22 protein-coding genes, 9 tRNA genes and 1 rRNA gene are annotated in these 24,643 nt (G+C 46.1%); 3 read left to right on the top strand and 29 right to left on the bottom strand.

All coding sequences use genetic code 11. The annotated features are described in order from the left end of the window. Positions 1 to 110: 110 nt before the first annotated feature. The 4 genes from CRO25_RS31745 to CRO25_RS31735 form a co-directional block, all read right to left on the bottom strand. Positions 111 to 617: a type 1 glutamine amidotransferase domain-containing protein gene (locus CRO25_RS31745; RefSeq protein ID WP_053779112.1), complete on the bottom strand. Its 507-nt coding sequence runs from the start codon at positions 615 to 617 to the stop codon at positions 111 to 113. A 285-nt stretch (positions 618 to 902) separates the two neighbouring features. Beyond that, positions 903 to 1,070, bottom strand: coding sequence for a hypothetical protein (locus CRO25_RS33635; protein WP_157258400.1), 168 nt, complete (start codon positions 1,068 to 1,070; stop codon positions 903 to 905). 77 nt (positions 1,071 to 1,147) lie between these two features. Then, complete coding sequence (gene dtd, locus CRO25_RS31740; protein ID WP_079697666.1) at positions 1,148 to 1,609, bottom strand: D-aminoacyl-tRNA deacylase; 462 nt, start codon at positions 1,607 to 1,609, stop codon at positions 1,148 to 1,150. A 12-nt stretch (positions 1,610 to 1,621) separates the two neighbouring features. Continuing rightward, a complete protein-coding gene (locus tag CRO25_RS31735; protein WP_063567711.1) occupies positions 1,622 to 3,805 on the bottom strand; it encodes a bifunctional (p)ppGpp synthetase/guanosine-3',5'-bis(diphosphate) 3'-pyrophosphohydrolase in 2,184 nt (727 codons plus the stop codon). A 376-nt stretch (positions 3,806 to 4,181) separates the two neighbouring features. Between CRO25_RS31735 and uraA the strand changes: the two genes are divergently transcribed. Beyond that, positions 4,182 to 5,498, top strand: coding sequence for a uracil permease (uraA, locus tag CRO25_RS31730; protein WP_063567710.1), 1,317 nt, complete (start codon positions 4,182 to 4,184; stop codon positions 5,496 to 5,498). A 196-nt stretch (positions 5,499 to 5,694) separates the two neighbouring features. Here the strand turns inward: uraA and CRO25_RS31725 are convergent, their stop codons facing one another. The 6 genes from CRO25_RS31725 to CRO25_RS31700 form a co-directional block, all read right to left on the bottom strand. Continuing rightward, on the bottom strand, positions 5,695 to 6,207 hold the full coding sequence (locus CRO25_RS31725) for an adenine phosphoribosyltransferase (RefSeq protein WP_024633046.1): 513 nt from the start codon (positions 6,205 to 6,207) through the stop codon (positions 5,695 to 5,697). A 37-nt stretch (positions 6,208 to 6,244) separates the two neighbouring features. Beyond that, positions 6,245 to 8,653 (bottom strand): single-stranded-DNA-specific exonuclease RecJ, encoded by a 2,409-nt coding sequence (gene recJ, locus CRO25_RS31720; protein WP_079697665.1) that lies wholly within the window; start codon positions 8,651 to 8,653, stop codon positions 6,245 to 6,247. Positions 8,654 to 8,692: 39 nt separating this feature from the next. Continuing rightward, positions 8,693 to 9,658, bottom strand: coding sequence for a cation diffusion facilitator family transporter (locus tag CRO25_RS31715; protein WP_063567708.1), 966 nt, complete (start codon positions 9,656 to 9,658; stop codon positions 8,693 to 8,695). A 74-nt stretch (positions 9,659 to 9,732) separates the two neighbouring features. Further along, on the bottom strand, positions 9,733 to 10,641 hold the full coding sequence (secF, locus tag CRO25_RS31710) for a protein translocase subunit SecF (protein WP_079697664.1): 909 nt from the start codon (positions 10,639 to 10,641) through the stop codon (positions 9,733 to 9,735). Then, positions 10,631 to 11,881 carry a protein translocase subunit SecD gene (gene secD / locus CRO25_RS31705; protein ID WP_079697663.1) on the bottom strand — a complete coding sequence of 417 codons (1,251 nt, stop codon included), beginning with the start codon at positions 11,879 to 11,881 and terminating at the stop codon, positions 10,631 to 10,633. The genes secF and secD overlap by 11 nt, the downstream gene beginning before the upstream one ends. Positions 11,882 to 11,971: 90 nt before the next feature. Next, on the bottom strand, positions 11,972 to 12,211 hold the full coding sequence (locus CRO25_RS31700) for a post-transcriptional regulator (RefSeq protein ID WP_175383441.1): 240 nt from the start codon (positions 12,209 to 12,211) through the stop codon (positions 11,972 to 11,974). Between the two features lie 223 nt (positions 12,212 to 12,434). Between CRO25_RS31700 and spoVB the strand changes: the two genes are divergently transcribed. Then, on the top strand, positions 12,435 to 14,036 hold the full coding sequence (gene spoVB / locus CRO25_RS31695) for a stage V sporulation protein B (protein ID WP_063567707.1): 1,602 nt from the start codon (positions 12,435 to 12,437) through the stop codon (positions 14,034 to 14,036). A gap of 3 nt (positions 14,037 to 14,039) precedes the next feature. Here spoVB and CRO25_RS31690 read toward each other — a convergent pair whose 3' ends face one another. Continuing rightward, entirely contained in the window at positions 14,040 to 14,762 is a 723-nt protein-coding gene (locus CRO25_RS31690) for a DUF421 domain-containing protein (protein WP_064640704.1), read from the bottom strand. A 222-nt stretch (positions 14,763 to 14,984) separates the two neighbouring features. Here CRO25_RS31690 and CRO25_RS31685 point away from each other — a divergent pair, with 222 nt between their 5' ends. Then, positions 14,985 to 15,377, top strand: coding sequence for a TIGR04086 family membrane protein (locus tag CRO25_RS31685; protein WP_053779103.1), 393 nt, complete (start codon positions 14,985 to 14,987; stop codon positions 15,375 to 15,377). A 132-nt stretch (positions 15,378 to 15,509) separates the two neighbouring features. Here the strand turns inward: CRO25_RS31685 and yajC are convergent, their stop codons facing one another. The 18 genes from yajC to rrf all read right to left on the bottom strand — a co-directional run. Then, positions 15,510 to 15,821, bottom strand: a complete 312-nt coding sequence (gene yajC / locus CRO25_RS31680) for a preprotein translocase subunit YajC (protein ID WP_079697662.1) — start codon at positions 15,819 to 15,821, stop codon at positions 15,510 to 15,512. 66 nt (positions 15,822 to 15,887) lie between these two features. Continuing rightward, positions 15,888 to 17,024: a tRNA guanosine(34) transglycosylase Tgt gene (gene tgt / locus CRO25_RS31675; RefSeq protein WP_064635839.1), complete on the bottom strand. Its 1,137-nt coding sequence runs from the start codon at positions 17,022 to 17,024 to the stop codon at positions 15,888 to 15,890. 44 nt (positions 17,025 to 17,068) lie between these two features. Further along, positions 17,069 to 18,097, bottom strand: coding sequence for a tRNA preQ1(34) S-adenosylmethionine ribosyltransferase-isomerase QueA (gene queA, locus CRO25_RS31670; protein WP_072734773.1), 1,029 nt, complete (start codon positions 18,095 to 18,097; stop codon positions 17,069 to 17,071). A gap of 7 nt (positions 18,098 to 18,104) precedes the next feature. Continuing rightward, a complete protein-coding gene (locus CRO25_RS31665; RefSeq protein WP_079697661.1) occupies positions 18,105 to 20,207 on the bottom strand; it encodes a SpoIID/LytB domain-containing protein in 2,103 nt (700 codons plus the stop codon). Between the two features lie 51 nt (positions 20,208 to 20,258). After that, positions 20,259 to 21,269: a Holliday junction branch migration DNA helicase RuvB gene (gene ruvB / locus CRO25_RS31660; RefSeq protein WP_053779099.1), complete on the bottom strand. Its 1,011-nt coding sequence runs from the start codon at positions 21,267 to 21,269 to the stop codon at positions 20,259 to 20,261. A gap of 55 nt (positions 21,270 to 21,324) precedes the next feature. Then, a complete protein-coding gene (gene ruvA / locus CRO25_RS31655; protein ID WP_079697660.1) occupies positions 21,325 to 21,939 on the bottom strand; it encodes a Holliday junction branch migration protein RuvA in 615 nt (204 codons plus the stop codon). Next, positions 21,936 to 22,439 (bottom strand): crossover junction endodeoxyribonuclease RuvC, encoded by a 504-nt coding sequence (ruvC, locus tag CRO25_RS31650; RefSeq protein WP_053779097.1) that lies wholly within the window; start codon positions 22,437 to 22,439, stop codon positions 21,936 to 21,938. Before ruvC ends, ruvA begins: the two co-directional genes overlap by 4 nt. Positions 22,440 to 22,736: 297 nt before the next feature. Then, entirely contained in the window at positions 22,737 to 23,429 is a 693-nt protein-coding gene (locus tag CRO25_RS31645; protein ID WP_079697659.1) for a BofC C-terminal domain-containing protein, read from the bottom strand. 243 nt (positions 23,430 to 23,672) lie between these two features. Next, positions 23,673 to 23,746 (bottom strand) — tRNA-Pro (locus CRO25_RS31640). 7 nt (positions 23,747 to 23,753) lie between these two features. Then, positions 23,754 to 23,832 (bottom strand) — tRNA-Leu (locus CRO25_RS31635). A 14-nt stretch (positions 23,833 to 23,846) separates the two neighbouring features. Then, positions 23,847 to 23,923, bottom strand: a tRNA-Arg gene (locus CRO25_RS31630). Between the two features lie 6 nt (positions 23,924 to 23,929). Beyond that, positions 23,930 to 24,004: transfer RNA gene (locus tag CRO25_RS31625), tRNA-Gly, on the bottom strand. Positions 24,005 to 24,028: 24 nt separating this feature from the next. Beyond that, positions 24,029 to 24,106, bottom strand: a tRNA-Asp gene (locus CRO25_RS31620). 27 nt (positions 24,107 to 24,133) lie between these two features. Further along, positions 24,134 to 24,207: transfer RNA gene (locus CRO25_RS31615), tRNA-Met, on the bottom strand. Between the two features lie 20 nt (positions 24,208 to 24,227). Further along, a tRNA-Val gene (locus CRO25_RS31610) sits at positions 24,228 to 24,303 on the bottom strand. A 9-nt stretch (positions 24,304 to 24,312) separates the two neighbouring features. Further along, positions 24,313 to 24,384: transfer RNA gene (locus tag CRO25_RS31605), tRNA-Glu, on the bottom strand. A 4-nt stretch (positions 24,385 to 24,388) separates the two neighbouring features. Then, positions 24,389 to 24,464, bottom strand: a tRNA-Asn gene (locus CRO25_RS31600). 84 nt (positions 24,465 to 24,548) lie between these two features. Further along, positions 24,549 to 24,643 (bottom strand): 5S ribosomal RNA (rrf, locus tag CRO25_RS31595); the annotation flags it as partial.

The following is a 24,643-nucleotide window of genomic DNA, read 5'->3' as shown; positions in this document are numbered from 1 at the left end:
TCAAACCCTCCTTTATCGGAATAAATGCTTGGTGTAACGAAAACTTAGAAGCTTTGAGCTTCAATCTTCATTTTAATCAGTAATCACATTATCGTACGGTCCGCCCCAAGTTAAATGACTTTTAACAACTCGCGGACAAATGCCGGTTCATCGGCAGGCGTACGGGATGTAATATAATTTCCATCTACAACAGCTTCATGATCCTTGAATTCTGCCCCTGCGTTCACCATATCATCCTTGAGCGGAGGATAGGATGTAATCGTACGTCCTTTCAACAGATTCGCACTTGCCAGAATTTGCGGACCGTGGCAGATCGCCGCGATAGGTTTCTTCGCACTGTTGATCTCCGTTACGAATTTCAGGATATGTGCGTCTGTACGCAAATTTTCAGGAGAAGATCCACCAGGAATGACAACTGCGTCGTAATCCGAAGCCGAGACCTCAGCGATCGCTTTGTCCGAAGTATAGGAGGCTTTACCACCTTTACCTTTCAGCGTCTCTCCTGCTTTCAAGCCGATAATTTCCACGTCGTGTCCGGCTTTTTTTACCTCATCATATGGAACCTGCATTTCCGAATCTTCAAAATCATTCGCCAATAAAAAAGCAACTTTACTCATAACGTATGTTCTCCTTTCCGTGTTCGAAATTTCTTGAAATCGGGTATTCGCAGAAATTGTTGGTGTACATTTCTTGTTCATTGCCCGTAATAAATACTGAACCTGGCACGCCATCGTGCCTCGTTCTGTTATTACCCTAACCAGAGCCGTTTATAACATGACGAGCCTGTATTATTTTGACTTTGATCAGACCATCTGATTCAGCTACAGTTAAGTTCCATAACAAAAAAAGCCCTGATTCGATGATCGAATCAAGACTTTTCATTCATTCCAAATGGTCAGCACTCAGTCACGCGGAAGACGGCTCTGCTCCCCTTTGTCCGAATCCTGAAGGGCCCAAACCGTTGTTGTACACTCGGCAGCAGCGCGGGCAAGCTTCAGGGACTCATACAGGTTTCCAGGCAGAAGCAGAGGTTCTATTCGGGAACGTGTTTCCTTGACGGATTGGCGCATAGTGGGTGGGATACTCCTTTGATCATCTTATGTTAATGAACCGAATTATCCCTCATTATGGCCTGTTCCCCAACCAATTATGCATGTGTTTCTTGACGAATAGGGCTTTCGAGCATTAAAGTCACCGGTCCCCAATTCGTGAAAGTCACATCCATCATCGCTCCGAAACGTCCGGTTTCCACCTGAATTCCTTTATCACGTAACAGCTGATTAAACGTTTCATACAACAATTCTGCCGCTTCAGGTCTGGCTGCAGCTGCAAAGCTTGGGCGTTTTCCTTTGCGACAATCTCCGTACAATGTAAATTGTGAGACAGATAATACAGCCCCGCCCACATCGATCAGACTGAGATTCATCTTTTCCTGCTCATCTTCAAAGATACGAAGTCCAACGATTTTGTCTGCCAAATATATGGCATCCTTCTCCGTGTCCTCATGTGTAATTCCCACGAGCAACATCAATCCGGATTCAATTCTTCCCGTCAGCTCGTCTCCAACGGTCACCTGAGCCTCTTTACAGCGTTGTACAAGCACCCTCATCTTACAGGCTCCTTACTGCATAATCCGATGCACAGAATAGACATCTTTCACTCGTTTGATCCGTTCCACAACCGAATGCAGATGCTCCGTATTACGAATCAGAATTGTGACATGCACCAATGCTAATTTATTTTTATCTGTACGTCCGGTGACGGCAGATATATTGGTTTTACTTTCCGAAACAGCCTGAAGCACTTCATTGAGCAAGCCGTTGCGATCATGGCCCGTAATCTCAATATCCACACTGTAGTTGGCTTCAATATTCTCTTCCCACTCGACTTCAATGACGCGAGCTGCTTCTTCCCCATCCGTACTGGACGGGATATTTGGACAGTCCGTTCGATGCACCGAAACCCCACGTCCACGTGTAACATACCCGATAATAGCATCCCCTGGTACAGGGTTACAGCAGCGCGCAAAACGTACAAGCAAATTGTCTATACCTTTGACACGGATGCCATTCGTCGGACGGTTTTTGCGTTCAGGTGCAGGCTTCAGCTCACGCATTTCGGAGTTCAGTTCAAGCAAGCTGGATTCTTCCTGCTCCTTGCGAAGTTTCTCCGTTGCTTTGGTCACGATCTGTGCAGCCGTAATGCCACCGAATCCAACAGCTGCGAGCATATCCTCAATATCATTAAAGGCATACTTTTTGGCTGCTTCCTGCAACTTATCGTCAGTCATCCAAGCAGATGGATCAAGTCCCATGCGCTTAAGTTCACGTTCACAACTGTCGCGTCCTTTTTCAACGTTTTCTTCCCGTCGTTCCTTCTTGAACCATTGCTTGATCTTCGCTCGTGCGTGAGAGGATTTTGCAATTTTAAGCCAGTCCTGGCTCGGTCCGTAAGAATGTTTGGACGTCAAAATTTCAATGATATCACCTGTTTTGAGATGATAATCGAGTGGAACGATACGACCATTTACTTTGGCACCAATCGTCCGGTTACCCACCTCTGTATGGATTCTATATGCAAAATCCAATGGAACAGATCCAGTAGGCAGTTCGATAACTTCACCTTTTGGCGTGAATACAAACACCAGATCCGAGAAGAAATCCATTTTAAGCGATTCTACAAATTCAGACGCATCCTGCGCTTCATTTTGAAGTTCAAGAATCTCGCGGAAAAACGTAATTTTATCTTCAAAATTATTTCCGTTTCCGTTCGCAGCGCCTTCCTTGTAGGCCCAGTGGGCAGCAATACCGAATTCAGCGGTGCGGTGCATATCCCATGTCCGAATTTGAACTTCAGTCGGTTCCCCATTCGGACCTACGACCGTGGTATGCAGCGATTGATACATATTCGCCTTCGGCATCGCGATATAGTCCTTGAAACGTCCAGGCATTGGTTTCCATAACGTGTGTATAATTCCGAGGGTAGCATAACAATCCTTGATGTTATCCACAATAATACGAATCGCAAGCAGATCATAAATCTCGTTAAACTGTTTGTTTTTCGTTGTCATTTTTTTGAACACGCTGTAGATGTGCTTAGGACGACCCGACAGATCTGCCTGAATTCCCATCTCATCCAGCTTGCTCGTAATACCGTCCATAACCGTATCAATATATTGCTCACGTTCTGCACGCTTTTTGTGCATCAGGTTTGCAATTCGATAATATTGCTGCGGATTCAAATAACGGAGGGCGATGTCCTCCATTTCCCATTTGATCGCAGAGATACCCAGACGGTTCGCAATCGGACAGAAAATCTCCAACGTTTCATATGAAATCCGGCGCTGGCTTTCTTCCGACTGAAACTTGAGTGTCCGCATATTATGCAGACGGTCAGCCAATTTGATCACGATGACACGGATGTCCTGCGCCATGGCGATGAACATTTTGCGGTAGTTCTCGTTCTGCTGTTCTTCCTTGGAGCGGAACTGAATACGTTCCAGCTTCGTCAAGCCGTCAACAAGCATGGCACACGTATTGCCGAAATGATTGCGGATTTCTTCAAGTGAAACCGTAGTATCCTCTACTACATCATGAAGAAGCGCTGCAATTATGGAGATGGTGTCCATCTGCATGTTTACAACAATATCCGCAACCGCAAGCGGATGCAGAATATACGGTTCTCCCGATTTTCGCGTCTGTCCATGGTGGGCCTGATCAGCAAATTCGTAAGCTTCACGTATGCGCACCAGATCGGGTTCTTTGATATATGCCCCGGCCTTCTCGAGTAATTGCTCTATGCCCATTCTGATCTGTTCCGTGTCCTTTCTATACAAAATGGAACCCGTGACATAATATCAACACAGGTTCCCCGTAAAAGTAATTTCCTATAATTATGACGCTTCGCCCGTTTCCCGTCAACTACTGACGAATAAGAGCACATATCCAATTTTTTTATACGATATGTGTCATTCCCCAAAGATGTTGCCAGATATTCAACAGAGGTCGGAAATCATCCTCATTTACTATGTATTATTACCGTTATTTGCCGAAATAGAAGGATCAATTCTCAAAATAAAAATGGTTCCGCCATGCTTAGTGGAAAAATGTTATTGCTAAATGAAGAGAAACTCTGTACTATATTGAAGATTTGTGTTTCGGAAAAAAGGAGATGAATATTCATTGCAACGTGAAATTCAGGTTAATCAAAAAATGCCGCTTGGCTCAGGGTCGCTGCTGAGTCTCCAGCATTTGTTCGCCATGTTTGGCAGTACGGTACTCGTGCCGAACCTGTTCGGTGTCGATCCAAGTATGATCTTGCTTATGAACGGTATTGGAACATTGTTGTACATACTCATGTGTAAAGGAAAGATTCCGGCCTATCTTGGATCAAGCTTTGCTTTTATCGCACCTGTTTCTTCCGTATTAATAGCACACCCTGATAACGGATACTCCATGGCACTTGGAGCTTTCATCGTAACGGGAGTTATTTTCTGCATTGTAGCTCTTATCATCAAGTATGCGGGAACAGGCTGGATTAACGTGGTTTTCCCGCCTGCGGTTATGGGTGCCATTGTTGCCCTAATCGGTCTCGAGCTTGTACCTGTAGCAGCCGGAATGGCTGGGCTGATCAATTCAAATCCTGCTGAGAACCCAGACTGGGTACCTCAAGCCAAACCAATTATTTTAGCCATGGTTACTCTTGGTATCACTGTTATTGGTGCAGTAACCTTCCGTGGGTTCCCCAAGATCATTCACATTCTAATCGGGATTGTATCCGGTTACGTGCTTGGATACTTTATGGGTGAGGTAAAAACCGAGAATATAGCAAACGCTGACTTTATCTCGCTGCCTACCGTAACGACACCGACATTTGACTGGTCAGTCATCTTTACCATTTTGCCTGTAGCACTTGTTGTCATTGTTGAACACATCGGACATCTGCTTGTAACGAGCAGCATTGTGGGCAAAGATTTGTCCAAGGACCCGGGTCTGCATCGCTCCCTGCTTGGGAACGGCGTTTCAACCATTCTTTCCGGTTTTGTAGGATCCACACCGAATACAACTTATGGTGAAAATATTGGTGTTATGGCTCTGACCCGGGTTTACTCGACGTATGTTATTGGCGGCGCTGCCGTTATCGCAATTGTACTTTCGTTCTCAGGTACGTTCTCGGCACTTATAGCTAACATTCCCGTTCCGGTTATGGGTGGTGTATCTTTGCTTCTGTTCGGAGTTATTGCGGCATCCGGTTTGCGTATTCTGGTCGAACAGAAAGTGGATTTTGCCAAACCGACCAACCTGTTGCTAACTACCCTTGTACTCGTCATCGGACTTAGTGGTACTGAGATCACGTTTTATGGTATTCATCTGAAGGGAATGGCTCTGGCAACCATCGTCGGAATTCTGCTGAGCTTGTTGTTTAAATTATTTGAAGTACTGGGTTGGTCGAATGATCAAACGGAGAAACAGCCTTTAACCGAGAAAACTCCGGATTGATTTCTTACCGATAGGTCTGAACGAACAATGTTTATTCATTCTTCATTTTATACATCGTACAACGCAAAAAGCCTGCTCTCTAACCTTTACGGGTTGAGAGACAGGCTTTTTTTTGCAAATAGTTAATGCTGTATATTATTTCCCGGGAAACGGGAGATCCAGTTCACGTGATTTAACAGCAATGAATGCCGGAATTCTAGTAGTTCATCAATGTAAATACATCAATTCCTGGCAATTTTGCACGTCCATTCAAATCAGACAGCTCAATCAGGAATGCTGCACCTACAATCTTGCCACCCAATTGTTCAATCAGGTTAATGGAGGTAGCAATAGTTCCGCCTGTCGCCAGCAGATCATCCGCAATCAGGACATTTTGTCCTTTTTCGATCGCATCTGTATGCATAGCAAGCGTATCTTTGCCATATTCAAGATCATAACCGACTTCGATCGTCTCTCCAGGCAATTTTCCGCTTTTACGGATCGGAGCAAAACCGACACCCAGAGCGTACGCCAGAGGAGCGCCCACAACGAATCCACGTGCTTCAGGTCCGGCAATAACGTCAATTTTGAGATCCGAAACCATTACTTTCAGCTCATTGATCGCCTTGCGGTACATTTCTCCATCCTTCAACAATGTCGTAATGTCTTTGAAGCTGATTCCCGGTTGTGGAAAGTCAGGAATGACACGAATATAATCTTTAAAATCCAAAATAATCTCCTCCTAAAATAAATAGCACAACTTCTATCTAAGATACGCCCTTCATCCGGGATATCATCCATTGTGTCAGCTGAGGGGTCGATGCATCCAGCATCACCTGCTCTGTCTCGGCCATACTCTCAAGCGCCTGGTAATGACGCGAAGCGGTTAGCTCACGTTTGGGCGGGTTATCCACAAACACAATCTTTCCAGCTTCTCGGGTAATGAACGATAACTCCTCAAAAACATCCAACATCATGGTAATCATGCGCGGCGAGCAGCCACACTGACGACTGAGCACAGGAGTGATCTCTTGTTCCTCCACGGGTTCAGCTCTCCATTTGGACACCAGCATATAAATACGCTTGAAGAGTTCTCTGGAGGGCATCTGAAGGCGATCTCGGCGGTTGCCTGATCCGTGCAGAAGGATAATATTCTCGGCTCCGCTGAATAAAGCCAGCATTGCATCAAGTTGTTCCGGGGTTTCCGGCGTATCAAACACAAATAACGTCCGGACCTGTTCCTGCCCATAATGCTGCGCGGCAGCATTGCACGGAAACAAACCGACCTTTCTATCATATACCCAAAGGCACGGTTCATACAATGAATTTCCCTCGGAAACATTCGTTTCTTTCCGAACGATGGCACCAATTGAGCCTGACTTGTATCGTAGATGTATTTCAAGCGAACTCAAGAACTGCTTCATCGCGTTCAGAGGCTCCGTACTACCTCGCAAATCAAACACTTGCGCATGTGGAACCTGGATGTCCTGCAGCATTAATTGTGGTTTCCTCATCCCGTTCCACTCATTAACGGACAACTCGCCCATAACATCAATGATGGAGCCTGGAGGCAGAAACTCAGCTAAAGCTCCCTTGCCAAAAGCGACCGTCTCCAATTGCTGACCATCCTGCTCCAAAACCAGTTTTAGATGGCGTTTTTCACGTCCCATCGTTCGTGTTTCTTTTACAGTCACATTTCGCAATACAAAACGTGGAGAAGGATTACTCATGCCAAACGGCTGGAGTCTGTCGATCTCTTGAATGACCTGCAATGGTACATCACTGATTCTGCATTCGTCATCTGCAAGACGATGGGGCACAAAGTCCTCCTCTGTCAGCACGGATGCCGCAAACTCATTCAATCCTGCTTCCAGCTCTTTAAGTTGATCACGATGAAGGCTCATGCCTGCTGCAGCTGGATGACCACCATAATGGTCCATCGTGTGTTTGCAAGCAGTTAATGCCTCATAGATGTCCAGCCCCTCTATGGAGCGTGCTGAGCCTTTACAAGCGCCGCTCTCCGGGTCAATGCCCAGGATAAGCGTTGGCCGATAATACCGTTCAAGTAACTTGGAAGCCACGATACCTACAACTCCAACATTCCAGCCTTCTCCCGCCAAAACGATGACGTCCGGCACAGCTCCGGAATTAAGCTGGATTTTCTGCTCCAACTGGGCTGTCGCTTCCAGAAGTATACCCTCAACAACCTGTTGCCTTTCACGATTCAGCAAGTCCAGTTGGCCTGCCAAAGTGTGTGCCTCATCCAGATCCTCGGTTGTAAGCAGCGATACTGCTCTGCCAGCATGATCCAGACGTCCGCTTGCATTAATACGCGGAGCCATTGCAAAGGCAATATTGATTGAAGTGACCTGAGTTTGATCCACACCACTAATTTCAAGCAGAGCACTTACACCAGGCAGACGTGTACCACGCATGGACTCAACACCATAACTGACGATAACCCGGTTCTCGCCTTCCAGAGGCATCAAATCAGCAACCGTACCAATAGCGGCAATTTCCATCCATTCTCCAGGCACTTCTCCGATCAATGCCTGAGCCAGTTTCAACGCTACACCCGCACCAGCTAACCCTTTAAAGGGGTAAGGACAGTCCGGAAGTTTGGGATTAATGAGCGTATAAGCCTCAGGCAAAACTTCAGGTGGTTCATGGTGATCCGTCACAATGACTTCCATTCCCAGTGTTGCAGCATAAGCAATCTGCTCTACGGCACTGATTCCGGTATCTACCGTAATCACCAGCGTGACTCCTTGTTGATGAGCCCAATCCAAGGCATGATTGTGTAACCCGTAGCCTTCATTGGAACGATGAGGAATATAGATATCATAAGAAGCACCGAGATAACGCATCAGATGGATCATCAGAGATGTACTGGATACTCCGTCCGCATCGTAGTCCCCATATATTAAAATATGTTCTTCACGCTCAATAGCCTGCTGGATTCGGGGCACAGCTTCTTTCATGCCTAGAAGCAGATAAGGATCATGCATCTGATTCAGATCAGGATGCAGAAATTGTTCTGCCTCTGATTCATTATGAACCCCCCGACTGACCAGCAAACGTCCAACAAGTGATGAAACGGAAAGCGCCTGCGAGAGTCCCGCAGCCGCCTCCAAATCGATATTCGGTGTGTTCCACCGGTATTGCGAATAAAGCAATGATAACGCTCCTTTCCTGATCTACTGAACCAAGCTTCATTACTGAATTAATGTCGCTTCAGGATCTGGCAGTTCATGATTGGATTTATAAGGATATCCAGGATCATAAGGTACAGCCTGGATCTGTACTTCTTTCACATGACTGAAACGAGTTAAGAGAAGTGTCTTCGCCCGGTTCGCAATCTCTTGTGCCTCGAGCACGGAAATTCTAGGGTTCACACTAATGACCAGTTCAATCGTAACATCATGTTCCTGTTCACGTGCTACCAGATGTTCAATCGTAATAATGCCATATACACGCTGCACCGTCTCTTTGAAGTCAAGTGCTTCTTCCTGTTCCAGTTCCTGAACAAGTGAACCATATACGGTATCCACAATCATTCTGTAGCCTTTGTGAAGCACAAAACAGGAAGCGATCAATGCAGCTGCGGGATCCATATATCGAAGAATACTCCACCCCATTGTTTCTCCTGTCATGGAACCTACAATACCGACTAAGACGATAAGTGAACAGTAAAGTGCCCGACGATGTTGCTGTGCATAAGCGAGAGCCTGCGATTGATTTCGTTTACGGAAATATCGGTATTGATATTGAAAGATTGCTTCTTTCACAGCCAATGCTGCAAAAGCTACCACAAGTGCATGGGTATACTTCTCTAGCGATTCTGGTTCATCTCCAGACAGACTACTCAAAGCGGAGATGGCGATCTGCAAACCTCCCATAAGGATGAGCACAGATAATAATACCGAAATTCCAGGTCTCGCGATACGTGAATGTTCCTTTGACCGCTCCCTACGAGCCTTTCTTTTTGTTTGTACAGACTTCGAGGGAAAGAGGCCGGACAATGAAGAAGCAGCTTCTGAAGCAGAGTGAAGGCCGTCTGCAAGCAACGATTTGCTGTTTGCCATATAACCGAACCCAGCCTTGATTACTGCAAGTGTCAAATTCCCGGCGATCCCGCTCCACGTGGCAGCGTGAACAGAAGGGAAACGTTCTCTGGTCATGGCGATGCCCCCCTTAATACTCTACCTAAAGTTGCAAAACCGCGCCTAGCAGACGCGGCTTGACAATACAATGTTTAGTTGGATGCTTTGACAGCTGCTTTAGGTTTCTCTGTTTGTTTACCTTTGAGCGCCAGCCACAAAGGAGCGGCGATGTAGATCGAAGAATATGCACCGAACAACGTTCCGATGACCATAGCAAGTGAGAACATGCGAATGGATTCTCCACCAAAAATAAACAAGCAGAGCGAAGCGACAAACACGGTGAATGTTGTATTCAGGGAACGTGTCATCGTTTGCGCCAAACTGCGGTTGACTACTTCACGCAAATCGGCTTTCGAAGTCTTTTTAGCAAAACGCATATTCTCACGAATCCGGTCGAAGATAACGATTGTATCATTGATCGAGAATCCGACAATGGTTAGAACAGCCGTAATGAAGGTCAGATCCACTTCCAATCGGAAGATCGAGAACACACTAATAACTACAAATGCATCATGGAAGAGCGCAATTACAGCAGCCAAACCAAACCGCCATTCAAATCGGATAGCTACATAGATCATAATCCCGATACTTGCGATAAGAACCGCGTATATGGCATTACGTTCAAGCTCTTTAGCCATCTCCGGATCAACCGTGTTGACTTCATAGGAAGCAGTTGGATCAAGCTTAGTAAATTCTTGCTTGAACTTACTTTCCTGGTTTTCATCCAACTCATTCGAGAAACGAACGTTAACCCGATCAGCACCAGTTGTGATTTGAACATCACCTTCGTCAACGCCAAGGTCTTTCACAATAGGATTGATTTGTTCGGTTGTGATCGCCTTGGATACCGTGATATCTACATTTGAACCGGCACGGAAATCTACCGCATAATTCAATCCCAGGGCCAAAATGCTGATGATACCTGCAATCGTCAAAATGATGGAAAAGGTATAGGCAATTTTACTGCCTTTAATATAATCAAAATTCCAATTAAAGCGCACGAATTTCACTCTCCTTCACTCCGAAATACTTAGGCTTCTTCAATACGTTAGCCCGCACAAGCAGGGTCAACAGGAAGCGGGAGAAGAAAATATTCGTGATAATGCTGGTCACGATGTCAAAAATCAGTACCAGTGCGAAACCTTTAACCGCACCTGTACCCAAGAAGAACATAACTGCTGCAGCAATGATGGTTGTAATGTTAGAGTCAATAATCGTACGGAAGGAATGTTTACCTCCTGCTTTAACCGAAGACAATATCGACTTACCACTGCGCATTTCTTCCTTAATCCGCTCGTACGTGATGATGTTGGCATCCACGGCCATCCCTATACCCAGGATAAATGCCGCGATCCCCGGAAGGGTAAGCACGAATTCTCCCATATAGAAGATTGCAAGTACCAACCACGTATGTGTAATTAGGGCAAAACTCGCAATAATCCCCGGAATACGGTACAGACCAATCATGAACACCAGGATAATTACGGAACCAATTAATCCCGCTTTAATCGTCTGGTCCAGAGATAGTTTACCAAGCGTTGCACCAACGCTTTGAGAGTACTTCTCTGTCAGTTTCAACGGCAACGCGCCCAAATTAATGGTATCGCGAAGCTGATTGGCTTCCTCACGTGAGTAGTTACCCGTGATTTGCGCAGAGCCGTCACTCAGCTGCTGTTTAACTTCTGGTGCTGAAAGCAACTGATCATCCAGATAGATAGCCAAAGGTTGTCCAATCAAACGTTTGGTGATTTCAGCAAACTTGGCTTTGTCTTTAACCTGGATATCGATCATCGGTGCGTTCAACTGGCTGAATACCACTTTGGCACCATTCTCCACGAACTCATTTCCCCGAAGCTCGATTTTAGTGTATTCGCCTTCTTTGTCATTCTCAGCTTTACTGCGGAAGGTCATGACAGCAGGCTCTTTCATTTTCGCTCTGACTTCAGCCTCGTCGGTAACCCCGGCCAGCTTCAAGCGGATCCGGTTCGTTCCTTCAGTTGTTACTTCCGGCTCGCTTGTTCCGAGCGCATTGGCACGGCTCTCCAGACTTTTTGCTGTTTGCACCAAAGATGCTTTGGTGACTTGTTGTCCTTGTTCCAGCGGCTCTGCTTCATATAAGATCTCGTAGCCTCCTTTTAAATCAAGGCCCAAGCGTATATTTTTGAGCAGCCCTGGACTTGTGCCCAACATTACTCCTGCGGTCACAAGCACGACCAAAATGAAACTGACGATTCTTTTCATGCCGTTCCTAGATCCCCTTTCGTTCTCAATATTCCTATTATAGCGATGCCGTAAAAAGCAGTCAATTTCCAACAAAAAAGATCCCTTTCGTTAGAAAGAGGACCCCCGGTATGCAGACACGGTCATAAAGTTCATAAAGCTTGTTGCTTTCAGTGACAATATGTCGTTCACCAGTTGGTGAAGCGGTGGAATGCCCTGCTTTTCATATTTATGACTGATGCAATTCCAGACATCTTTGCTGGTGACATATTCGTAACCGACAAGCCTTAATTCCTCTGCCTTGCTGCGGCAGAGCATCTCTATAGACTGTTCCAACTCCACATCATTCATTTCTTCCAACGGGGAGCCTCCCTTCATACATCCAAGCCTTTATGCGGCATCAATATTACATCATTCGACTTTACCCAATCATATTCCTTCTTGCTGGTGATGGATCTTTTTGTTAATCGTGTCCAAGTTGTCATGAGAAGATATTGGACTGGCATAGGATGAAGAACGACGGCTTTGTCCCGTTTATGAATACCTGTACTCCAACCGGGAAAGAGGGGTAGTCTTGAAGAAACAAACTTTTATCCAGGGAGCCATGATCCTGCTCGCCGCAGGCATTATTAATCGGATTCTCGGGTTCATCCCGCGCATTGTACTGCCACGAGTTATCGGTGCAGAAGGTGTTGGCATCTACCAACTGAGCTATCCCTTTTTCATCGTACTCGTCACATTGATCACTGGCGGTATTCCATTGGCCGTAGCCAAACTCGTAGCCGAAGCGGATACAGGTGCCAACCGTTATTCACCCCAACGGATTCTGCAAATTAGCCTGAGCTTCACACTGACCCTTGGCGTTGTGTTTATGTTTTTGTGCATCATATTCGCTCCATGGGTTACCCGTTATGTTCTAACCGATGAGAGAGTCTATCACACGTTTGTCAGCATGAGCCCTATGATTGCCATCATCGCCGTATCTGCAGTCTACAGAGGGTATTTCCAGGGAAAGCAAAACATGATGCCTACGGCTGTTTCATCAATCGTAGAAACGGTCATTCGTATTATCTGTGTGATCTGGTTTTCCTGGCTCCTCTTGCCCCGAGGAATAGCCCAAGCTGCAGCAGGAGCCATGCTGGGAGCACTTGTTGGTGAATTCATCGGTATGCTCGTATTATTGTGGAACTATGCCAGACAGAAGAAATATATGGATCAACATCTGCCCGTACTCGAATCTCCAATCGAACCCAAACCTGCTATTTCAAAAAACTCAACCGGCTCAGAACCTGGACTTCTTCGTCGTTTACTCGCGATTTCCGTACCTGTAACTGCCGGGCGGTTAGTTGGTTCCCTCTCCTATCTCGCTGAGACGATTGTAACCGCACAGAGTCTAGCTATTGCAGGTATCTCCAAAGGGCTCGCCACGGCCCAGTATGGTGCATTACAAGGTATGATTATACCGCTACTTCTACTGCCGGGAGCCTTAACTTCCTCGTTAGCCACGTCACTTGTCCCCTCATTGTCTGAGGCCTCGGCGCAAGGTGACCGTGCTCTCATACATAAACGGATGCATCAGGCTCTGCGTCTAGCACTCGTAACAGGTGCTCCATTTTCTGTTTTTATGTATGTGCTTGCCGAACCGATGTGTCTTGTTCTGTATAATGATGCATCGATTGGAAGCATGCTTAAGCTCATGGCTCCTTTTGCTTTGTTTATCTACATTCAAGCTCCTCTTCAAGCGGCTCTTCAGGCACTTGATCGTCCAGGAAAGGCACTACTCAATACATTTATTGGTGCTGTCATTAAAATTACGTTGATTTTGGTACTCGCCTCCCGGCCGGAATACGGTATTTTTGGAGCGGTAATTGCCATTTGTGTGAATTCAACGATCGTTACTCTTTTACATGCAAGAAGTGTGCGCAGCCTGTTACAGTTCCGTTTCAAGATGATGGATTGGGTCAAAACAGGCACTGGTATGGTCATCATGGGCGCCGCTACTCTGGTCATTTATGAACAGACTGCATCCTTGCTTCCATTTTGGCTCAGAATGCTTCTCGCGCCCCTTGTTGGTCTGATCGTCTATTTCATTGTTATGGGCTGGACCAAAATGATTGATTTTCATGATCTTTCCCGTGCGCCCTTTATTGGTTCCTGGTTTAAACGCCGTTCTTAAACGTCAGTTATCTTTATCATCTTTGGAACTTACATAAATTTTTCCGTTATGATCGATGGAACAGATAAACACGTCTTTAAAGTCCATAATACCTTTGTGCTGAATCTGATTTTTAAGCCAAAATCTGGTTTTTTGGATCAGCTCAAGGTTTTGATCCTGAACTTTGCCATCCATGATCAATGGCAATGGCAGCCCTTCATATTTGATATTTTCAAACCCTTCTATTTTGTTTTTTCGCGCTTTTTGTTTGGAATTAGATCCTGTCGAACCAGATCCTGATGAGCCGCTGTTGCCGCTCGAAGAACTCTGACCTTTCGGAAAAACAGTTAGCTTGCCTGTGGTCTCCAATATGGCAAATTCCACATCTCCAATGCTGTCTACATTTTGTTCGCGAAGCTGTAGAAGCAGATCATCCAGATTGTAACGCTGCTTTCGCATTTCATCTCGATGTAATTTCCCTTTGGAGATTAACACGGTCGGCTTGCCATCAATCATTAACCGAAGCTTGCGGCTTTTGAGACTGAGAAATGCCATAGCAATCTGCACTACTAGTACCGTTAGCATCGGTACAATACCATGGAATAACGGTTTATTGATATCTTCAATGACAAATGCCGCAATTTCTGCAAGCATGATGGATACGACCAGATCAAACATGGACAGCTTCCCGATCTCACGTTTACCCATTATCCGAATTGAGCCATAGACAATAAAGTACATGAGCATGGTTCGAAAGATATGTGCTCCGACATCTGAGAAATTCACAACAGGGTTCCTCCTTCGGATCTGAATTTTATACAGGTACCTGAAGCGTAATCCCTATTTTGGCCTGAAGCTCACATGCTCATGCAAATATAATCCGTTCATTTAATGGAAAATTCAGTTCATAAGTCAGAGGGCTTGACCATACACTGTATTAATTTCAAACTTGTACAAGGGGGTCGCTTCATGCAGTTGATTCGCCGAATGGTTTCATTTCGAATGTCTAACCCGATTCTTTCGGGCCTCTGTCATGCTTTTGTGTGGATGATGTTAGGCGCACTGATTCTATCCTTCTTTCTCTGGATGACCGGAATGCGGGAACAGGATCTTTCCCTGTATACGTACGTTGTTCATGGCTTGTCCTTGCTGGTTGGTGGCTTTGTATCTGGCAAGAGGTCAGGTGAGCGAGGATGGTACCACGGAGGTATTACCGGAATCGTCTACGGACTTATTGTATTGCTGATTGGGTTTCTGGCACTCGATGCCTCATTCAATTGGAAAGACAGTCTGCAGCTTGCAAGTGCATTTCTGATTTCTGCACTAGGCGGTATATTTGGAGTCAACACACGAAGATCATAGAAGACGGGGTGTAACGGTTATTTGAGAAAAAGAAAAAGAGAACCGGGTCTCCATGGAGATCCAGTTCTCTGATAGTAAAAAATACGCTGCAAACGTACTCATAGCCTTACAGGCTTTTTGAACATCTATGATTTATTCAGCCGTTTCACGAGCAACTGCACTACTAATCGCATTACGATCAAATGTCAGTTTAGTAACATCGTTTACACGCAATACAACCACATCATCCGTGATTTCAGCAATTGTTCCGTGAAGACCGCCAATTGTAACAATTTTATCGCCTTTTTTCAATTGACCTAACATCGAATTACGTTGCTTCTGTTTTTTGTTCTGTGGACGAATCATCAAGAAGTAAAAAATTGCAACCATGAGTACCAAAGGTACAATCAGAGATACAATTCCACCGCCCGCATTAGCGGATGCAGCTGGTAATGCTTGGAACATTTAAACTCCCCCTTATCGACTATACGTACAGATAATACTTGTTACTTCGGTTCCGCAAAAACCTGATCAGAAACCTTTGTCATTGTCATGAAGACCATATTGATCGAAAAATTCATCCCGGAAATCAAGCAAACGATCTTCCATTATGGCTTTACGCACATTGCGCATCAAATTCTGCAAGAAATGAAGATTGTGGATGGTCGTCAAACGTAAGCCAAACGTTTCATCCGCTTTGATTAAATGACGCAAATAGGCTCTTGAATAGTTACGACAAGTATAGCAGTCACATTCAGGGTCTAGTGGCCCAAAATCAGTTGCAAACTTGGCATTACGAACTACCAGACGTCCTTGGCTGGTCATCGTTGTTCCGTTACGGGCAATTCGGGTAGGCAGAACACAATCGAACATGTCCACTCCGCGAATCGATCCCTCAATCAATGCATCAGGTGAACCTACACCCATTAAATAGCGTGGTTTATTGGACGGCAACAAAGGAATTGTGTAATCCAATACACCATACATCAAATGTTTCGGTTCTCCAACACTCAGTCCACCAATAGCATAACCCGGGAAATCCATGGAAGTCAAATCTGCCGCGCTCTGGCGACGAAGATCTTCATGCATGCCTCCCTGTACGATGGCAAACAGCCCTTGATCATTCGGACGAGCATGACTTTCCAGACAACGTTCTGCCCAGCGGCTCGTTCTTTCAAGTGATTTTTTCACATATTCATACTCAGCCGGATAAGGCGGACACTCATCAAATGCCATCATAATATCGGAGCCCAGTGCATTTTGGATTTCCATTGCCACTTCAGGCGAGAGGAATTTTTTATCTCCGTTTAGATGGGAGCGGAAGTTAACCCCTTCCTCCGTAATTTTGCGCATCTCACTCAGAGAAAACACTTGGAACCCACCACTGTCAGTCAAAATCGGGCGATCCCAGTTCATGAATTTGTGCAGGCCGCCTGCCTGACGAATAATTTCATGGCCAGGTCTCAGGAACAGATGGTAAGTATTGCTCAGAATAATCTGTGCATCCATCTCTTTCAGTTCTTCGGGACTCATCGTCTTCACCGTCGCCTGTGTTCCTACAGGCATGAAGGTTGGTGTCTCAATAATACCGTGAGGTGTATGTACACGTCCCAAACGAGCTCCGGATTGTTTACAGGTTTTGATATGTTCATACGTAATTGCTGCCATTGGTTTTAATCATCCTCTAAAAATTAATCGTAATACTTCACATCTTAATAAATCAACATGGCATCGCCAAAGCTGAAGAAACGGTATTGTTCTTTAATTGCTTCCTCATATGCATGCATGATTTGTTCTCTACCCGCAAGCGCACTGACCAGCATGACCAATGTGGATTTGGGGAGATGAAAATTCGTAAGCATCCCATCGATCACTTTGAACGTATATCCCGGATAGATAAAGATTTTGGTCCAGCCGCTGCTTTCTTGCAACTGCCCGTCTTCAAACTTGCTTCCTACCGTTTCAAGTGTACGACAACTTGTCGTTCCTACAGCAAATATACGGTTGCCACGTTTTTTCGTTTCATTAATTAGATCCGCTGTCTCTTGAGACAAAGAGTAGTATTCCTCATGCATGACATGCTCTTCAACTTTGTCAACTGACATAGGCCGAAATGTTCCGAGTCCAACGTGAAGCGTGATGAAAGCTACATTAACGCCTTTATCCCGAATCCGATTCAGCAATTCATCTGTAAAATGTAATCCTGCTGTCGGTGCAGCGGCTGATCCTTCATGTTTCGCATATACCGTTTGATACCTTTCGCGGTCATCCAGTGTCTCTCTGATATAAGGAGGGAGAGGCATTTCTCCCAGACGATCCAGAATCTCTTGAAAGATTCCATCATATGAGAACGTAAGCAAACGCGCACCCATTTCGCCTTCCTCATCAATGACTGCCCTGAGCTCGTCACTAAAAACGATGACCGAACCGGCTTTCAGCTTCTTGCCTGGTTTAACCAGAGCTTCCCAACGATCGCCCTCCACGTTTTTGAGCAGAAGTACTTCAGCCTTTGCCCCCGTGTCCTCTTTGGTTCCGAACAAACGCGCTGGAAGAACACGTGTATCATTCAACACCAGTGTATCTCCAGGCTGAAGGAAGTCGATAATATCAGGAAACGTGTGATGGTTAACCTCACCGCTTTCCTTATTTAAGGTAAGCAACCGGGACGCCGTGCGGTCAAGCAGTGGCGTCTGTGCAATTAATTGCTCCGGCAATTCAAAATCATATAAGTTCACATTCATATTAGATTCATTCCTTAACAATAGTCGCATTTTGATAATAGTGTTTCAATATTGCCTGGTAATCATACCCTTCATCAGCCATGCCTTTGGCACCCCATTGGGACAAACCTAATCCGTGCCCATTACCCTGACCGATGATCATGAAGCTTTGGCCCTGAGTTACAGCTCGAGCTTGACCATCACCACTCATAACCACAAGAGCATTACCGGATGAAGTTCCTGTGCCCGAGGCAGATAGTACAGCAGCACCCTGTGAGCCGGTTTTGCTTGCTGTTTTGCCGTCAGCGCCTAATACAGTATAACTTCCGGTCCCTGCAATATCAAATAAAGTACTCGGTAATCCACCTAAAGCAGAGCGGTATGTATCTGCATATTTTACCGTCATGGGCTGGCCGTTGGCTGTAACTTCAAGTGCCCTTCCTGATGGCCCACGCTTGGTCACTTCGAGCGTTGAGATCGAAGATGGAACAGTAGAAGTCGTTTTACCCTGCAGGGTTTTAACCAACTGGGCTGACGTGAATGGCCCTCTTACCCAAGCATAATCGTTGGACTGCGGCACTTTGGCCAGAACAACAGCCTCGTTGCCTGGATTCATTTTCGCTACCGGATCAACATTGGATTGAATTAACGGAACGGGACGCACATTGGTATTTTGGGCAGTAACCGTCACTTTGGCTAAACCCGCATCCGTTTTGGTCGTTAAATCTTTTACATTATCCTCGCGGATATATCCGCTGACTCCTGTACTTAACAGCACATGATACCATGTCTGTAATCCAGCTTGAGCCGATGTATCTCCAGGGCTATCCACATTACTGAACACACCCTCGCCCCCATTCCATACCTCGGATGGGTGAGCAGTCTGTCCCCCTGCATTGGAAGAGAACACAGCTTCTACGATTTTACCACCGCTCTTGATGACTTCTCCAGAAGTAGCATCAACCGCGCTGGAGACTTTATCATTCTCTGAACCCATTCCGTTGTATGCCTGACTGAGCGTGGTATCCACAACGTTAGCAATTTTAAAACGATCTCCCTGTTGAAGCGCATAAGAGCGTGCAGCGACAGCCTGTACTTTCAGCGCTTCGGCTGGCCAGGATGAATACACTTCTGCACCAACAACAGAGTATAAATATTGCTCCAGTGGAACTACATTAACCAAAGCCAAATCGCCGCTTACAATGCTAATTTCCATGTCACCGCGATATGTCCGTCCGGAACGTTCCACCACTTTGATTCCACTACCGTCTCCTTGCACAAACGCCTTGGCCTCACTGCCGGCAATAGTGTAATGCGGAGCTGTTTTAAGTGTATCTGTGCTTAACCCGGCATCCTGGCGGATGATAAGCGCAGCACTATTACTGTTTACCGGAGACAGGTTTACTCCTGGAACACTGGCTTCCACACTTTTTTTGAATGCAGACAGATCAGTATCTGATGAGGCTTCTCCCACCCATACAGCATACCCTTGACTCCCTCCATCCAGTTGAAGCGCCGTATAAGAACTAACTCCTGCCGATGAAAGGGATGCTTGTGCCGCTTCTGCCTCTGGAAGTGAGCTGTAGACTCCTGCAGACAGACGCTTGCTGCCCGTCACCGCTGGTTTTTGTCCACCTAGTTGGGCTGCAGCCACTTTTTGTACACGTGCTACCGCTTGTCCAGCCAACGCCTCTGTTGCATAGTTTCCGGTGTAGAGTTGATAGGTCGCTTTACCATTCAGAGACGTTGTAAACAACAAGGGTTTATCACTAGTGGCCTGCAACAATTTTGCGGCTGCTGCTGCCGTTTTGAAATCCCCTGTTTCCAACACTTTGACGCGGAATCCATCCGCACTGAAACGGATTTGTCCTGCTGGAAGAGTTATACTTGCTCCGCTTTCCGAACCGACATTCCATTTTCCACTCGACTCAAGCGTAATCAGTGGTGTAGTCGATTTATACGTACTTCCCAGGTTCGCAAACATGGCTACCCGGATCATCTGCCCATCACCTTCAGCGGCATAAACAGGCACTTGCAGGCATCCTACCGTCAACAGAGCTGCGGCCAACACCTTCAAACGCCGACTCCACTTCCTTGTTTGTATTGCTTTCACGATCAGTCTCCTCTCCATGTTTGTCCCAAGTTGTATATTAAGATGAATCTCATTGATATATAGTCACAATTATTTGGCGTCTCTCGGTGGAACTGGCAAACCCAGATGATGATAGGCCAGGTCCGTTACAATTCTGCCCCTCGGTGTGCGTTGAAGCATGCCAATCTGCAATAGATAAGGCTCGTAGACATCCTCAATGGTCTGACTCTCCTCACCAATCGTAGCGGCAATCGTATCCAGACCCACAGGGCCTCCCCGGAAACTGTTAATCATTGATTTGAGCATTTTATGATCGATCTCGTCCAGACCACGCGGATCAATCTGAAGACGTTGCAGCGCTTCTTCCGCCAGAGCCTGTGTGATGATACCATCACCCCGTACTTGGGCAAAGTCACGCACTCTTTTTAGCAGTCGATTGGCAATCCTCGGTGTCCCACGGGAGCGCAATGCGATCTCTTCGGCGGCATTACCAACAATCTCCACCCCTAGAATCTCTGAGGCCCGTGAGACGATGTAGGCCAGCTCATCCACCGTGTAGAACTCCAGCCGACTGATAACACCAAACCGGTCTCTGAGAGGCGCAGACAGCAAGCCTGCACGGGTTGTAGCACCAATCAGCGTAAAGGATGGCAGATCAAGACGTACGGAGCGGGCACTTGGCCCTTTTCCGATCATGATATCCAACGCGAAGTCTTCCATGGCAGGATACATCACTTCTTCTACCGTTCGATGAAGGCGATGAATCTCGTCAATAAACAGGACATCCCCTTCTTGCAGGTTTGTAAGCAATGCAGCCAGATCACCTGGGCGTTCAATCGCCGGTCCCGATGTTGTGCGCAAGTTAACACCCAATTCATTGGCAATGATATTGGCAAGTGTTGTTTTACCCAGTCCAGGCGGGCCATATAACAACACATGATCGAGCGCCTCATTGCGCATCTTGGCGGCTTCAATGTATATTTTCAAATTCTCCTTAACCTGGTTCTGCCCGATATATTCATTCAAATACCGGGGACGAAGGCTAAGCTCCACAGCTTGATCCTCCATCATCAGGTTCGCGGAAATAATCCGGTCATCCATGTTCATCCCTACCTTTTTTATGCGGCTTACTGCTCTATTATAGAGGCAAAATTAATTATCCCGTAAACAGCATTTGCAGTGCCCGTTTCATCAACACATCAACAGAATCGGCCGAAGTAACATCTTTCTTCAGTTTGAGCCATACTTTATCCAGTTCACTGTCGGTATAACCCAGCGCCTTAAGACCTTCACGAGCCTCATCCCAGGCCGAGCCGCTTCCTGCTTCTTCCGAAGGAGGGGCAAACAAACCTGTTGCATACGTAGCAGCACCGAAACCATCCAATTTGTCCTTAAGGTCCAGTATCATACGCTGCGCTGTTTTCTTACCAATCCCCGGCAGTTTGGTCAGGAACGTCAGATTCTCTTGATAAATTGCAGTCACGACATGGTCCGGCGTACCACCAGCAAGTATACCCAGAGCAACTTTGGGTCCAATACCTGATACCTCGATCAGCTTGCGAAATAACTTCTGTTCCTCACGAGTCGCAAAACCAAACAGAAACATCGCATCTTCACGTACGTGGTGATGGGTATACACCATAATTTCGCCTTCTTGCTTCGCAAATGCAAAAGGATTCGGACAGAATACACGATAACCAACGCCATGTACATCAAGCACAATATATTCATTCTCCAGATGTACGAACTGTCCTCTTAGGAAATCAATCATTTTCGCAATACCTCATTCAACTTGGAATTTAATGTATATGAGTGTGCGTGACACACTGCTACAGCCAAAGCATCTGCTACGTCATCAGGCTTCGGAATCACCTGCAAACGCAAAAACATTTTGACCATTTCCTGCACTTGCCGCTTCTCTGCTTTTCCGTATCCAACAATCGCCTGCTTAATTTGCATCGGCGTATATTCGGCAATAGGCAGTCCCTTCTGGGCAGCAGCCAGTACCATAACACCTCTAGCCTGACTTACAGACATCGCTGTTGTGACGTTACGATTGAAAAAAAGTTTCTCCAGTGCTACCGCGTCTGGTTTATATTTATCAATCAGCTGTACCATGCCCTCATATACATGAAGCAGCCGTTCCTCTTCAGGGGTATGAGCTTCTGTCTGAATACAGCCATACTGTACAGGTGTTACCTTACTGCCGATTTTATCCACAAAACCAAAACCGACAATCGCAATCCCCGGGTCAATTCCCAAAAAACGCAAATCCATCTCTCCCTTACAAAAGCGAACATATGTATCGTTCATTTCATTATAACAAAAGATAGACCCTACGGCAGGAAAAACTTTGTCCTTCCATATACTCGCCTCAATTCGTGAATAACCTACAATCTTTATCTCCTATATTCAGGTGTATCGGTCATGGAACGACGACAAAAAGGACATCTTTCGATGTCCTTCATTTCTCTTCGTATATTGTATAACCTGCGAATGTCCTTCGGCCAGAAACTTCTCCTCTACTGGATGTAAACAAATACATTCGATGCAGATCAGCCTGTTCTTTTATCCGCCATTACGGATTTCTTTATTGGCCTCATCCACCGCATAATCGCTGAACGTAGAGATTACACTGTCGTACTCATCCTTGTCCTGAATACGAATACCCTGCTGCAACTGCTCCAACACACCTTCAGGCAATGATGTCTCTAACGTGCCTACGTCCAATTGAAAAAAAGTACGGATGACTTTATCTTCTGTGGGCCGTCCTTCATAAAGATTGAGATTACCCACAGCATCTATGCTAATATACGCCTGCTCTTTACATAATGGAGAAAGATCATCCACATGTTGCTTAATACGTAACACTTCTGCCGATTCAACCTGAGCATCCCAATCCGGATGTTGAACGAGCAGCATCTTCAATTGAGGAATCGCCATCTTACCTAATTGTTCCGTTTCTACCCCACAGATATATTGCGTCTCCAATACAACACTCGTTAAACGGTCCGGATCAGACCCGAGTTGTTCCATCAACGTCTGAATTTCTTGCTCTGACCTTTGTTCACTCGCAGCAGGTCCCATTACAGATACAGCCTCACTGAAATTGGTCGTTAATAAACGCTCAATCGCAGAAGAAATCGGCAAACCACTGTAAGCCAGTATAGCTACGGCAACCAAAGCTGCAGTCATCCACACTGTTCTTTTCCATCGACGCCAGCGTCTCTTAAATTGCTTTTTGAAGTTAAACGTGTTCACATGAACCCCTTCTATCACTTTTTAAACCTATTGTGACCGAAAGAACTGGGGTTTATGCAAAATTAACCTAAGGCACCAGCAATACTTTGCGCTTGAGCTTAAACAGGATGAGATCTATATTATTTATACCTTATTAAAGGTTGCCATGAATTAAGAGGTTGTGATTGCATAAAATAGAATTAACTTTTAAAGAAAAATAAAAATACGGACTATCTATAAATAGATAATCCGTATTTTTTGAGATCGGGATGACACGATTTGAACATGCGACCCCCTGGTCCCAAACCAGGTGCTCTACCAAGCTGAGCTACATCCCGTTATATATACCGGCGAGAGGACTCGAACCTCCACGGTTTCCCACTCGATTTTGAGTCGAGCGCGTCTGCCATTCCGCCACGCCGGCGTATGAAGTTATAATGGCGCGCCCTGAGAGATTCGAACTCCCGGCCTTTTGATTCGTAGTCAAACGCTCTATCCAGCTGAGCTAAGGGCGCAAATATTGGAGCGGAAGACGGGAATCGAACCCGCGACCCTCGCCTTGGCAAGGCGATGCTCTACCGCTGAGCCACTTCCGCATACGGTATTAATAAATATAAAAATGGCGGAACCGACGGGATTCGAACCCGCGATCTCCTGCGTGACAGGCAGGCATGTTAGGCCAACTACACCACGGTTCCAGATCACTTTCTTGAAAGAAAGTATAATTGCGGGGGCAGGATTTGAACCTGCGGCCTTCGGGTTATGAGCCCGACGAGCTACCGGGCTGCTCCACCCCGCGTCGTTATTCAGAAATCTATATGGTGGAGGCTGAGGGGATCGAACCCCCGACCCTCTGCTTGTAAGGCAGATGCTCTCCCAGCTGAGCTAAGCCTCCATGTAAATATGACCCGTAGGGGATTCGAACCCCTGTTACCTCCGTGAAAGGGAGGTGTCTTAACCCCTTGACCAACGGGCCTTAATGGCTCCCCGAACAGGGCTCGAACCTGTGACAACTCGATTAACAGTCGAGTGCTCTACCAACTGAGCTATCAGGGAATACTAAGCATCTGCAGTGCAAATGCAATTCATCGTACGACGTCAACATACAAAATCTGTTTTCTATGTAAGATGAAAGAGTTCGCTTGGCGGCGTCCTACTCTCCCAGGACCCTGCGGTCCAAGTACCATCGGCGCTAGAGGGCTTAACGGTCGTGTTCGGGATGGGTACGTGTGGAA

Origin of the sequence: Paenibacillus sp. RU5M, assembly GCF_900221055.1 — a bacterium.
GTDB lineage: Bacteria > Bacillota > Bacilli > Paenibacillales > Paenibacillaceae > Paenibacillus > Paenibacillus marchantiae.
The sequence above is the reverse complement of the archived record's forward strand: the minus strand, read 5'-3'. Positions and strand labels throughout refer to the sequence as shown.